Genomic DNA, 13,590 nt, shown 5'->3' on the forward strand with positions numbered 1-13,590 from the left:
TTTTACTTAGAAATAATGTAATGTCAACTAAGGTCTTAATGCCTCATATATTACGATACTTACAGCATTTGCAAGGTTTAAACTTCTAATATGGTCATTATATATCGGAATTTTATAGGTTCTATCAAGATTAGCTTGAGTAATATTTTGTGGGAGACCTACAGACTCTTTTCCAAATATCAGGAACATATCATCTTCATAATCTACAGACCAATGGTCAGCTTCTCCATGACTAGAGAAAAACGCCATCTTTTTATTTTTATGCATGGCAAAAAAGTCTTCAATATTTTCATATATATTTAGAGAGAGGTGTTTCCAATAATCTAGTCCTGCTCGTTTTACCCTCTTGTCACTTAGCTCAAATCCAAACGGTTTTACTAAGTGTAAATTTGATCCCGAGGCCAAGCTTAATCGACCAATATTACCAGTATTTGTAGGGATTTCGGGTTCTATTAAAACAATGTTATATGCCATTCTTTATGGTTCTTATTTGTTTTTATGAGAATTTGAATTGTTTAAAATAATGAGTTTTTGCCATATTTTTCTGCTTAATCCAGTAGTTAGAATCTCAATTTCGTTAACTGCTCTAACGACTTTTTCATCGGGTAGGCTTTGTGAATATAATGCAGCTACTTTACCAACTAAGGCTGTTGCTTCTGAGCAATAATCCAAGTATCTCTGAAGCTGAAAAGGGGTAAAAGAACGTTTTGGTGAGTTTTCTGTTGCAGATTCTGATAGGTCAGTAACATTGGGATCTTTTGTTAGTTGGTGCATATCAATTACATGTGCAATGACTCTAAGTTCATTAAGAGATTTTAATGCACGTTTCATTTTTAACCTCGACTCTAAAGAGACCAGAAAGAAGATGGCAGCGCCTAATAAAATGATATCATTAAAAATAGCTTCTGATATCGTAACCACATTGGCAAGTGTAGTTTTTCCAAGTTTTAGATCAATATAGGTAATGCTATAAACTAAACCTCCTAAACCAATCAATATAATCAAATACGAAAAAACTCTAAGTGTTATATTAGGAGATGAAATCCATTCGATATTTTGTTTGGTCTTTTGAGTTGTATTCAAAAATTGTAGACATAATGTATTGAGTCCTGAATTTGGAAATCGATCGGCTACTCTTTTTTCTAGTAAATCGATTGTCTTAATGATTTTATCAGGTTCGAGACGTATACTATCATTCATAAGTGTAAAGTATTCAAAAATCTAAATTACAAAAAAAGCACACGTTACATTCTGTTAAGAACGCAAGTGCGCTTTTTTTTAGAATATTTTCTATTTAAGATTTCGGAACAGGAAATCCTCTATCTTTCATTAATGCTTCAATTTTTGCATCACGTCCTCTAAACTTTTGATAAGCTTCTGCTGGATCCATTGCATTACGAGGTGCAAAAAGATACTTTACTAATTTAGCAGCTACTTCTTTGTCATAGAATCCACCTGGTGCTTCTGCAAAAGCTTCTGCAGCATCAGAAGTAAGTACATCGGCCCACATATATCCGTAGTATGCAGTGGCATATCCTTCACCAGAAAATACGTGTCCAAAATGAGGTGTGCGATGACGCATCACCAATTCTTTGGGCATGTTTAGTGATGTTAATGTTTCTTTTTCAAAAGCATCAACATCAATATTTGATGGATCTGCCAAATGAAATTTCATATCCATTAGGGCAGAGGCTAGGTATTCTGTAGTAGCAAACCCTTGATTAAAAGTTGCCGCTTTTTTAATTTTTTCAACCAATGCTTTTGGCATAGGTTCTCCCGTTTTATAATGTACTAAGTAGTTATCAATCACTTTATCTGTAGATAACCAGCGCTCTAATAATTGAGACTGAAACTCTGTGTAATCACGTACGCCACCATTAAGGGTTGGGTATCTTACCTCTGATGAAAAGAAGTGTAGTGCATGTCCAAATTCATGGAAAAAAGTAGTGGCATCATCCCAGGATACTAAAACAGCTTCTCCTGGAGCCGGCTTCACAAAATTAGAATTATTAGACCCTAGTACAGTCTTTTTTCCATCAAAAGTGGTGTGGCTTCTATACGTGTTTGCCCAAGCTCCAGATCTTTTTCCGGTTCTGGCAAATGGATCCAAATACCATAAGCCAATATGTTCTCCAGAAGTTTTATCATTTACTTCCCATACTTTTACATCTTCATGAAAAACAGGAACCTTACCTTCTTCAACAGGTGTGAATTTGAAATTAAATAACTCACCAGCAACAAAAAACATAGCCTCTCTTAATTTATCTAATTGTAAGTACTGTTTTACTTCATCAGAATCGAGATCGTATTTCTTTTTTCTTACTTTTTCAGCGTAATAACGATAATCCCAAGGTTCTATGGTAATATTATCTTTGTTCGCATTAGCCACAGCTTGCATATCGGCTACTTCTTCTTTTACTCTGGCTATAGCAGCAGGCCAAACGGCATTCATTAATTTCATTGCATTTTCTGGATTCTTCGCCATACGATTTTGTAATCTCCAGTCTGCATAATTATCATATCCTAGTAATGCGACACGTTCTTTTCTTAATTTCAGAATTTTGGCAATATTTTCATTATTATCCTTATCATCCCCATTGTCTCCTCTGGAATAGTAATTTTTCCATACTTTTTCACGCAAGTCACGCTCATCAGAATAGGTAAGGAAAGGATCCATAGAAGATCTGGTATTGGTTACAGCATATTTACCTTCTTGCCCTCTATCTGTAGCAGCTTTTGCATATGCATTAATTAAAGGTTCTGATAAACCACTTAATTGATCTTTTGTAAGATAGGTTACATACCCTTCTTCATCAGCTAAAATGTTATTAGAGAAATTAGTGTATATTCCAGAAAGTTCTTTATTGATCGCAGCATAACGCTTCTTTTTTTCTTCATCTAATTCTGCTCCATTCATAGCAAAGCCTTCGTACGTTAACTGTACCACTCTTTGCTGATCAGCTTCCAGAGGTGTTTTTAATGAATTGTCATATACTGCTTTGACACGTTGAAATAACTTCTCATTTTGAGAAATTTTAGAATTAAATTCAGACAATTTAGGAGCCATTTCCTTCTGGACTTCTCTAAATTCTGGCGAGGACATATTACCGCTTAAAATCCCATAATATGTAAATACCCGACTTAATTCTGCTCCGGATTTTTCTAATGGAATGATTGTATTTTCAAAAGTAGGAGCTTCAGTGTTATTAGCAATCTCATCAATTTCTTTGAGATTAAGTTCCATTCCTTTTTCAAGAGCCGGTTTTATATCGGCAACTGTCATTTTATCAAATGCAGGAGTACCACCATATGGTCCTGTCCATTCTTTTAATAAAACATTTGCGGTCTCTTCTGTTTCTTTTGTTGTTTCGGTTTCCACAGGTTCTTTCTTTTGATTACAACTTGTCATAAGTACAATAGCAGATAGTGCTACTGTTTTAAAAGTTGTAGAGAGTTGTGAGTTAATCATGACTATTCAATTTTTAAATTCTAAACTTGTTATTGTTAGCAAAGAAGATAGCGTTTACAAAGAAAAGCTTTCCATTTTCCCAAAAGGATCTAAATAATGGATTATCTACCATATAGATAATACTTCCACTACCGATTTGAGACTCTCCAAAGACAAGAGAGTTATTTAGGTTTTTTAGGGCATCTTTTCCGGCAAATCCAGATACACTTTGTGGCTGTTCTATGTAGGCTATATTATAACCATCCTTAAGAAATTTATAAGAATTACTTCCTAGTTTTAGACTAAAATACGTATCGTCATATCCAAAAGCCATAGGATGGGACGGATCTACTTTTGTTTTAAAAATACTTCCTGTAATAAAATCTTTGACACTTTTACGTTCTCGTTGATCATAAGGAATAAGATTGCCTATAGAATCCTTATCTTTTTCACTTGCTTCATTTTTCTTAAGGTCAAAACCTTCTTTATCAGCAAAAACACTTACCGCGTTAGCAATAGCAATTACTTTTCCACCGCTACGCACCCATTTTTTTATTTTATCCAAAGTGGTTTTATCGAGATATCCATTATAATACCCGTTTGGCATAATGAGCACGTCATATTTATTAAGGTCGATTCTTTTGAAATATTTGGTATCAATGGAAGTAATAGGAAATTTTAGTTGTTGTTCAAAGAAATGCCATATTTCTCCATAACTTAAAGATGAAGTATAATCACCTTTTAATACTGCAATTTTTTGATTATTAATTAGTTTTACTTCTGGAGATCCAAAATCTACGCCATTGCCAGAGAAACTTGTAGGAGTGGTATAGAGTTTACGATAATGTTTGTTAGCAATGTCAACTACTATTTGATCATAATTTTTAGTTTTACGATTATCACTTTTTGTAATAATTAAGCTCCCTTTTTTAAAGCTTTCGGTACCATTTGTAAAATCTTTTTCACTAAAACGTACCCTGATATTATGTTGCAATAAATCAGCCATAAAAGAAGCATCCTCAATACTATTCCACTTGCTTATATATCCAGCTCCAGAAGAAGATACGGTATTGTTTATAGTAGTAGTCTTTTTGTTTCCATTTGCAGCAATTAATGAAGTTGACGCAATGGCATCTAACCCGTATGCATGAGGAATACTCCAGGCGGTAATATCATAGGTAAGAGGATTGCTTAATTTTGCATCGGGTTCAAAGAGCACCTTTACCATTTTTCCTTTGGGTTGATTTACGCTTACTACTAATGCTCCATTACCATTAATACTACCTGCTTTATTTTCTTTAAAGTTAAATCCTGAAATTTTTGCAGTATTAGAGAATCCATATTTAATTTCATGTTTATCCAATAAATTTGTCAGCGCATTAATTTTGTCAGCTTTTCCAGTTAGAACATAACTCTTATATTTTAAATTAGAATTCTCAAAGAATTTCTTAAACTCAGTAGTTAATTTTTCTACATTTTTAGATGCAATTTCAACTGTTGATAACCCAGTTGTTGTATGATGTAAAGCTCTGTCTTTAAGAGTTAAGATATAGCCTTCATCAGTTTGAATACCTAATCCGGCACGTCCATGACCCGCTTGTTCATAAGTCATTCCGATTGCTCCCATAAAAGTTGGGTAAGTATCTCCATAACTTGGATATAATAAATCAAAGCGTTCCCTCGTATAGAATAGCCAGCCTTCTGCATCAAAGTACCTGGCATGATTCTTACCAATTTGTGTTTGAAAATCTCTTTGCCAGGGTGTTATAATTTCGTGAAAAGGTTCTGCTGCAGGAGCAAAATAGTAAGGCTCATTAATACCTTGTTCATGAAAATCTACATGTACATGAGGCATCCAGGTATTGTATACTTTTAAACGCTGTTGCGATTCTACTTGAGTAGCCCAAGCCCAATCCCTATTAAGATCAAATAAATAATGGTTAGGTCTTCCTCCTGGCCAAGGTTCATTATGTTCTGTAGCCAATTGATCTACGTTATATGGTGTTGCTTTTACCTGATTATACCAGTTTGCGTATCGATCACGACCATCGGGATTAATACAAGGGTCTATAATAACCACTGTGTTTTGTAACCAGGATGTCTTTTTGGTAATAAGTTCGTAGATAGTTTGCATTGCAGCTTCTGTACTAGAAGCCTCATTTCCATGTACATTATAACTAAGCCAAACAATTGCGGTTTGGGGTGAAGCCGTACCTTCTGCTATACCTGCATTTCTGAGATTATCTAATCTGATGTTCTCAATATTATTAATGTTCTCTTCAGAAGAAATGATAGCATATGTTAATGGTCTGCGTTCATTAGTTTTTCCATAGGTATGATACGTAACCATTTTAGAATGATCAGCAACATGGTTGAAATAATTAATTACTTCGGCATGACGTGTAAATTGATCGCCAATTTCATAACCTAAAAATTCTGCCGGAGATTGTAATTTGTTTTGAGAGTAAGTTAAACATGTCGTTACGACAAAGAAAGTGAATATTATTTTTTTCATTGATTGATGATAGTTTTAAAAGGGTAAAATACCGAGTTAAATTTAGGATATAATCTGTATTAACTAAAATTTAGGATTTACAATCACAATCTAATGTATATTTAACCTCTCAAAAAAAACATACGTATGCCTAGTGACTGTATTCCGTTTCGTGATACGAATTACTTTTCATCTCTTATTTGTGATTATTTAGACGAAAAAGCTGAATTACAACCTTTTTATAATCGTTTTCCTAAATTAGAAAACTTCAAAGACCAAATTGAAGAGAAAAAACAATCATTTTCTGATGAGAATAGAAAGATACTTGTTAGTGCATTAGCAAATCAATACAAATCTGTTACAATATCTGAAGCTACTCAGGAAAATGTTGAGTTGCTTAAAACTAAAAATACCTTTACCGTTGTAACAGGACATCAATTAAATCTTTTTACAGGGCCGTTATATTTTTTGTATAAGATTATTTCTACAATAAATCTAACTAAGGTTTTAAAAGAAAAGCATCCAGAAAATAACTTTGTTCCAGTGTATTGGATGGCGACCGAAGATCATGATTTTGATGAGATTAATTATTTTAATCTTTTTGGTAAAAAGATCCAATGGAATCGTAAGGATGGTGGGGCCGTAGGCAGATTTGATACAAAAGGGCTTGATAAAGTTTTAGAGGTTTTTTCTTCGGAAATCGGATTAGGTCGTAATGCAGAACAACTTAAATTACTATTTAAAGAAGCATATTTAGAACACAGCAATCTTACTGAAGCTACCCGTTATTTAGCAAATAGACTTTTTGGAGCGTATGGTTTAGTAATTATTGATGGGGATGATGCAGATTTGAAACAACTTTTTGTTCCATATGTAGAAAAAGAACTGGTAGAACAAGTTTCATATGCTAAAGTTTTACCAAAAACAAAGGAATTAGAATTACAAGGATATAAGGTACAAGTAAACCCCAGAGAAATCAATCTTTTTTACCTAGCAGAAGGTTTAAGAGAACGTATCATAGAAAATGAAGGAAAATATTTTGTTAACGAAACAGATATTTCTTGGAGCAAGAGTGAAATATTAAAAGAACTCTCTGAGTTCCCAGAGAGGTTTAGTCCCAATGTTATGATGAGGCCTTTATATCAAGAGGTTATTTTACCTAACTTATGTTATATTGGTGGAGGTGGTGAATTAGCATATTGGTTTGAATTAAAAGATTATTTTGATGCTGTTCAGATACCTTTTCCAATGCTTTTACTTCGTAATTCGACACTGATTCAGACTGAAAAACAAGCAGAAAAAATTGAGAAATTAAATGTTTCTGATACAGAATTATTTTTAAAGCAGCATGAATTAATTAATCGCAAAGTGCGTCGTATCTCTAATATAAATATCAATTTTGACCCGCAGCGTAAACATCTTAAAAAACAGTTTGAAGAGATGTATACATTAGCAGAACAAACAGATGTTACTTTTTATAATGCTGTAAAAGCACAAGAAGTAAAACAACTCAAAGGGTTGGATGCGTTAGAAAAGAGATTGTTAAAAGCGCAAAAAAGGAAGTTAAGTGATCATGTAAAGCGTTTAACAACAATGCAAAACGAATTGTTTCCTAATCAAAGCTTACAAGAACGTAATACGAACTTTTCTGAATTATATTTAGAATATGGAGAAGATTTGATACCTATGTTGCTAAAGTATTTAGATGCTCTTAAAGGACAGTTTTTGGTTTTGAAAAAGTAAGTAGGTATTAGCTTTTAGATGAAGCCATATTTATTAGATATGAGATATTACATTCTAGTATGATTTTAACTATGAATCAAACGTATTATGAAATTCCCGATACGATATATTTTATATAGTTTACGGAACCAGAAACATACCTTTCCAATTTGTGTTTTCTTTTTTAAACAGTACCCTAATATGATTTGGTCGTTTCAAACGTAAATATTCAATACGATTTGGAATTAATTTGATGACCGAAAAAAAATGCTTCCCTTCTAGATAATCAACTGCTTCAGGATTTTTTATAGCTTTACCTGGGGATAGTTTAGAAGTGTATTCTTTCCTGGAGTTTTGTGGTATTTGATTCCAAATTGATTGTAATTTGGAATCATCAGTAATAATTTTAGCATTAGCTTGTATTGAAATTTGTAATAATCGCTCGGTATCAAAAAATAATAAGCTAACTGCATCATGCTCTTTGATATGATTCATTTTTTCAGACCTTTTGTCTGTATAAAAAATAAGTTGTAGTTGATCATTGGTTTCTCGAAGTACAACGGTACGCATTTTTGGTGTTCCGTTAATATCTGAAGTCGCTAGTGTAAAGTATCTAAAAGGATGGTCCTTATTTTTGAGGCAGCTTTTAAGTCTCTGATAATTGAAGAAAAGATGATGTCGGGCATGTGCGAATTTTTTTCTTAAAGTTAATCAATTTAATGAGGGAATCAAAAGTAAAAGGATCTGGATAGTATTATGAAAAAGTAGATTATAATGAGGAAAACGATAAGATCTATGCTTTAAAAATAACCTGTTATAAATAAAGTGAAAAATTATTCTATTCAGGATTTCAGGGTTATTAATTTAATTTTATTTTTGCCTATGCAAAACAACGTACTTATTTTAGATTTCGGATCGCAATATACTCAGCTTATTGCACGAAGAGTTAGAGAGTTAAATATATATTGTGAAATTCATCCCTACAATAACTTACCAGATAATGTGTCAGATTTTAAGGCAGTAATCCTTTCTGGTTCACCTTTTTCGGTTAGAGGAGAAGATGCTCCACATCCTGATTTATCAGAAATTCGAGGAAAAAGACCGCTATTGGCAGTGTGTTATGGAGCTCAGTATTTGGCACATTTTAGCGGAGGAGAAGTTGCTCCGTCCAATACAAGAGAATATGGTAGAGCGAATTTATCATTCGTAAAAGGAGGAGAACAGTTTTTTGAAGATATTACAACAGGTTCGCAGGTATGGATGAGTCATAGTGATACAATTAAAAAATTACCTACTGGCGCGATTAGACTGGCAAGTACAGGAGATGTAGAGAATGCGGCATATAGGATTGAAAATGAAGAAACTTATGCAATTCAATTTCACCCTGAAGTATATCACTCTACCGATGGGAAGAAATTATTAGAGAATTTCTTGATTAAGATTGCAAATATTTCACCTGACTGGACGCCAGATTCTTTTGTGGATTCTACTGTAGCAGAGCTGAAAGAAAAAGTAGGTAATGATAAAGTTGTTTTGGGATTAAGCGGAGGTGTCGATTCTACTGTCGCAGCTGTATTACTACATAAAGCTATAGGAGAAAATCTACATTGTATTTTTGTGAATAATGGATTACTTCGTAAAAATGAATTCTCGGCTGTATTAAAACAATACGAAGGGATGGGACTTAATGTAAAAGGAGTGGATGCTTCGGCACGTTTTTTGGATGCGCTTGCAGGAGAAAGTGATCCTGAAGGAAAACGAAAAACTATAGGAAGGATTTTTATTGAAGTATTTGATGATGAATCGCATAAAATAAAAGATGCAAAATGGCTTGGACAAGGAACGATTTATCCTGATGTGATTGAGTCGGTTTCAGTTAATGGACCTTCTGCTACTATAAAATCTCATCATAATGTTGGTGGTTTACCTGACTTTATGAAGCTAAAAGTTGTAGAGCCATTGCGTATGTTGTTTAAAGATGAGGTGAGAAGAGTAGGAGCGTCGATGGGGCTTGATCCAGAATTGTTAGGGAGACATCCTTTTCCAGGCCCGGGATTAGCTATTCGAATTCTAGGGGATATAACACCTGAGAAAGTTTCTGTTTTGCAAGAAGTAGATGCTATTTTTATAAATGGTTTGAAAGAGAATGGACTGTATGATAAAGTCTGGCAGGCAGGAGCAATTCTCTTACCAGTGCAAAGTGTAGGGGTTATGGGAGATGAACGTACTTATGAAAATTGTGTTGCTTTAAGGGCTGTAGAAAGTACCGATGGTATGACTGCTGATTGGGTAAATCTTCCTTATGAATTTTTACAAAATACTTCTAATGCAATAATAAACAGAGTAAAAGGCGTTAATAGAGTAGTATATGATATTAGTTCTAAACCTCCTGCAACCATAGAATGGGAATAAAAGAGTGTTTTAATTCTAATTTTTGAAGTAAGGAATAAAAATAAGTAGTATAAAACCTTCTGTTAAGAAATTGTTGTTTAACCAAGATTCTTTTTAATAGCGTAGGTTTTATCTAATTCTTAAAGCCATAAAATAATATATAATACGCATAATCAAAAATTTTGAAACCAACCAAAATAGTTGTTAAGCGAATTAGACCTGACCATTTAAAAAAAACAATAAACATAACAGATGAAAAAGTTTTTATTGATCTTTTTGTTATTAATAGCAGCAGGTTCTGCCTATGCTCAGAGGTATAAAAGTCACACCGTTGCTAAAGGAGAAAATGTGTATAGAATAGCAAAACGCTATAATACTACTCCAGAAGCAATATATAAAATAAACCCTACAGCAAAAGATGGAGTTAAAGAAGGTGAAATTCTTGCTATTCCTATAGTCGATGATGAAGAATACAAAACGCATGTAGTAGAAAAAGGAGATACCGTATATAATCTTTCTAAAAAATATAATATTTCTACAGAAACATTCTATTTACTGAATCCAGAAGCAAAAAACGGTATTAATATAGGTCAGGTTCTTAACGTAGGAAAAATAGAGAAGAAAGATCCGTCTGCTATTGATGGTGGCTCGGTAGTTGGTAAAGAGAATGTTCTGGATAGTTTAAAAATCATACCTAAAGAACGAAAAATTGTTCGATTTATAACTCATAAGGTTAAGAGAAAAGAAACTTTATATGGTATTTCTAAAAGATATAAGGTTACTGTCGAGGATATAAAAAAACATAATAAAAGATTGTATTCTGAACAGATCAAAAAGAAAGATAAATTAAGAATACCTGTGTTTGAAGATGAATCTAGCCCAACCGAAATAGTTATAGATAGTACAACTACTAGATTGTCAACAACCACTAGATATACAATTAAACCAAAAGATACAAGATATAGTATTTCCAGAAGACACGGGATTACTATTGGAGAGTTAGAACGGCTTAATCCTAATATGGATACTAACCTTCCCGTGGGGATGCAAATTACGGTTCCAACATCTATTTTCGTTTCGTTAGAAGATACAGTTCAACCGGGCTTTGAGTTATATGAAGTTAAACCCAAAGAAACTATTTACAGAATCTTAAAACGTACAGGGATATCTGCAGATTCTTTATTTAAAATGAACCCGTACTTAAGGGATGGTTTAAAAGCGGGAATGGTAATTACAATTCCCAAGGATACATTAATGACAACGACTAATCTTGTTGAAGCTGGTGGAATTATTGATTTAGGCAAAAGTCTAAATAATTTCGCTCCCAAAAAAGTAGCTGTAATGCTTCCTTTTAGCTTAGATACATTAAATTTTGAAGCCATAAAAGATACAGAGGAGTATCTAAAAAATAAGACAAGCCTTAGAATTGCGTTAGATTTGTATAGTGGAGTTTTAATTGCTGTAGATTCTGCAAGAACAAGAGGGATAACTACAGAGCTAAATGTTTTTGACACGAAGAAGAATGATAATGAAAAATATATAAAGGAGTTAATTGGTCAAAATAATTTTGAGAATACAGATGTTGTTATAGGGCCTTTATATCAAAACAATGCAGAAGTAGTGGCGTCTGAACTTAAAAAGTATAATACGCCAATATTTTCTCCAGCTTCAAGAAAAGAATCAGCGCTATATGATAATTTCTTTCAGACAAGACCAACCAATGTAATGCTTCAGGATAAAATCATTTCTTATGTAGAAAAAGACTCTACTGCTAAGAATATTATTATTATTGCACAGCAAGGTAAAAGGCATGAAGAAATAAAAGAAAAATTAAAAGCTAAATTTCCTAATGCAAAGATTGCTAAAATAGAAGAAGGAAATTACCTTTATGAAGTTCGGCTTAATAAAGTTTTACATAAAAGTATGCCAAATTGGGTGTTTCTGGAGTCCAATGATGTTGCTATGTTAAGTAATGTAATTCCGTTACTTAATGCTAAAGCAGAAAGCCATCAAGTTACCTTATTCACGACAGATAAAAATACTGCTTTTGATAGTGATGATATAAAGAATGAACAATTGTCAAAACTTCATCTCCATTATCCATCTGTGGACAAAGAATTTGATAATAAAGTAGTAGTAGAAGGAGAAGAAGTAACACCTTTTGTTAAAAGATATAAGAAAGAATATGGTATAGATCCTAATAATTGGGCTATACGAGGTTTTGATATTGCATATGATATTTTGTTAAGATTAGGAGCAGCCGAAAATTTATATCAAGCTGCATCTTTTGAGGGAACTACAGAATATGTAGAAAATAAATTTGAATATTCTAAAAAACTTTTAGGAGGATATTATAATAAAGCGTCCTATCTCATTAAGTTTGATGATGATCTTAAATTAACAATAGTAGAGTAATTTTTGTTAAAGTTTAGCGACTTTAAAAAAGTTATCTTAAGTTTGAAAAATCTAATAAGTATTAATTGGGAATTTTAATACTTAGAGTATTTTCTTATTCAATATAAGTTTTGAATACAGATAAAATAAAATTTGATCAAAGTAGTGGGGACTTTGATAATGATGCTTCTTAGTGATTTTGATATTAATAACATAAGGTTAACAATTAATCTTAAAATGTTTTAGTTGAAAAAATAATAAAGTCAATAGCATAAATAATACTATGTATTGATAAAATAAAAAAAGATTTTTCTATATCTTTGATATTGTTTGGGTTATCTTTTTTTAATGTTTTTTATTTATAAAATAAGATATCCTTGGCATTATAATTGATAAGTTTTTAAATGTTAAGAAAAACAAAAAAATAATGTAAGATAGATTCTAGAAATTATGTATAATTTAAAAATAGATTGTATATTTAGAATCAAAAAGTAAAGCTATTTTATAGTATGTCAACAATATCTGCCCCATATTGTATCCCTTGACATTGTAAAATGGAAAAATAATAACTATTGGTTGGGCATAATTGTTTGCAATTATGAGTAAGTACTTTACTATTGTTTTAATTTTATTTATTACCAATAATAATGGTTTTGTAGGTAAATTCTCGTACGCAGAAAAAGATACTTTAGAATGGTCGGATTTTAGGGGTAAACCTAAATTTGATAGTCATTTTGCGGCTAGTGTGAATACGGGGATAACTTATCAATGGTCCTATGGTAAAGATAAAGGAGAAATCGAATTAAATTATCAGGTTGATAGTTTTTGCTATCCTTCTCTGTCTTGGGTTAAAAAAGGACATATGTCTGAAGATCTTCTTTCTCACGAACAATTACATTTTGATATTTCAGAATTGCATGCGAGAATCATGCGAAAAAGATTAAAGGAATACAAAGCAGGTAAGAACATACGTAGAGATCTTAATAAGATGTACAAGTTGGTAGAAAGAATGAGGATAAATATGCAAGAACGATACGATGAAGAAACAGATCATTCAAAAAATAAGGTGAATCAGGCAAAGTGGGATAAGAAGATAGAAACTCTCATGTGGTATTATAGGGATTATACAAAATAGTTTTGA

8 protein-coding genes and 1 pseudogene are annotated in these 13,590 nt (G+C 32.5%); 4 read left to right on the forward strand and 5 right to left on the reverse strand.

Annotated features, from left to right (window positions below; translation table 11 throughout):
* Positions 1 to 27 precede the first annotated feature (27 nt).
* The 4 genes from FOF46_RS03695 to FOF46_RS03710 form a co-directional block, all read right to left on the reverse strand.
* Complete coding sequence (locus FOF46_RS03695) at positions 28 to 474, reverse strand: tRNA (cytidine(34)-2'-O)-methyltransferase (protein WP_143915499.1); 447 nt, start codon at positions 472 to 474, stop codon at positions 28 to 30.
* Between the two features lie 12 nt (positions 475 to 486).
* A complete protein-coding gene (locus tag FOF46_RS03700) occupies positions 487 to 1,200 on the reverse strand; it encodes a hypothetical protein (protein ID WP_109437134.1) in 714 nt (237 codons plus the stop codon).
* 94 nt (positions 1,201 to 1,294) lie between these two features.
* A complete protein-coding gene (locus FOF46_RS03705; RefSeq protein WP_109437133.1) occupies positions 1,295 to 3,469 on the reverse strand; it encodes a M3 family metallopeptidase in 2,175 nt (724 codons plus the stop codon).
* 13 nt (positions 3,470 to 3,482) lie between these two features.
* Positions 3,483 to 5,963, reverse strand: coding sequence for a M14 family metallopeptidase (locus FOF46_RS03710; protein WP_143915500.1), 2,481 nt, complete (start codon positions 5,961 to 5,963; stop codon positions 3,483 to 3,485).
* A 126-nt stretch (positions 5,964 to 6,089) separates the two neighbouring features.
* On the opposite strand from FOF46_RS03710, the gene bshC reads away from it, so the two are divergent.
* Positions 6,090 to 7,685 (forward strand): bacillithiol biosynthesis cysteine-adding enzyme BshC, encoded by a 1,596-nt coding sequence (gene bshC / locus FOF46_RS03715; RefSeq protein WP_143915501.1) that lies wholly within the window; start codon positions 6,090 to 6,092, stop codon positions 7,683 to 7,685.
* Between the two features lie 120 nt (positions 7,686 to 7,805).
* Here the strand turns inward: bshC and FOF46_RS03720 are convergent.
* Positions 7,806 to 8,306 (reverse strand): annotated as a pseudogene (locus FOF46_RS03720) (pyridoxamine 5'-phosphate oxidase family protein); the annotation flags it as partial.
* Between the two features lie 240 nt (positions 8,307 to 8,546).
* Between FOF46_RS03720 and guaA the strand changes: the two are divergent.
* The 3 genes from guaA (at position 8,547) to FOF46_RS03735 (ending at position 13,584) form a co-directional block, all read left to right on the forward strand.
* Complete coding sequence (gene guaA, locus FOF46_RS03725; RefSeq protein ID WP_143915502.1) at positions 8,547 to 10,076, forward strand: glutamine-hydrolyzing GMP synthase; 1,530 nt, start codon at positions 8,547 to 8,549, stop codon at positions 10,074 to 10,076.
* Between the two features lie 231 nt (positions 10,077 to 10,307).
* Positions 10,308 to 12,470: an amino acid ABC transporter substrate-binding protein gene (locus FOF46_RS03730; RefSeq protein WP_143915503.1), complete on the forward strand. Its 2,163-nt coding sequence runs from the start codon at positions 10,308 to 10,310 to the stop codon at positions 12,468 to 12,470.
* Between the two features lie 577 nt (positions 12,471 to 13,047).
* Positions 13,048 to 13,584 carry a DUF922 domain-containing protein gene (locus FOF46_RS03735; RefSeq protein WP_109437127.1) on the forward strand — a complete coding sequence of 179 codons (537 nt, stop codon included), beginning with the start codon at positions 13,048 to 13,050 and terminating at the stop codon, positions 13,582 to 13,584.
* Positions 13,585 to 13,590: the final 6 nt, after the last annotated feature.

Origin of the sequence: Aquimarina algiphila, assembly GCF_007489275.1 — a bacterium.
Taxonomy (GTDB): Bacteria; Bacteroidota; Bacteroidia; order Flavobacteriales; family Flavobacteriaceae; genus Aquimarina; species Aquimarina algiphila.

What these genes read in the sequence shown, in the direction of transcription:
- FOF46_RS03695 (WP_143915499.1), bottom strand. Translation starts at nt 474, where the DNA reads ATGGCATATAACATTGTTTTAATAGAACCCGAAATCCCTACAAATACT.
- FOF46_RS03700 (WP_109437134.1), bottom strand. Translation starts at nt 1,200, where the DNA reads ATGAATGATAGTATACGTCTCGAACCTGATAAAATCATTAAGACAATC.
- FOF46_RS03705 (WP_109437133.1), bottom strand. Translation starts at nt 3,469, where the DNA reads ATGATTAACTCACAACTCTCTACAACTTTTAAAACAGTAGCACTATCT.
- FOF46_RS03710 (WP_143915500.1), bottom strand. Translation starts at nt 5,963, where the DNA reads ATGAAAAAAATAATATTCACTTTCTTTGTCGTAACGACATGTTTAACT.
- bshC (WP_143915501.1), top strand. Translation starts at nt 6,090, where the DNA reads ATGCCTAGTGACTGTATTCCGTTTCGTGATACGAATTACTTTTCATCT.
- guaA (WP_143915502.1), top strand. Translation starts at nt 8,547, where the DNA reads ATGCAAAACAACGTACTTATTTTAGATTTCGGATCGCAATATACTCAG.
- FOF46_RS03730 (WP_143915503.1), top strand. Translation starts at nt 10,308, where the DNA reads ATGAAAAAGTTTTTATTGATCTTTTTGTTATTAATAGCAGCAGGTTCT.
- FOF46_RS03735 (WP_109437127.1), top strand. Translation starts at nt 13,048, where the DNA reads ATGAGTAAGTACTTTACTATTGTTTTAATTTTATTTATTACCAATAAT.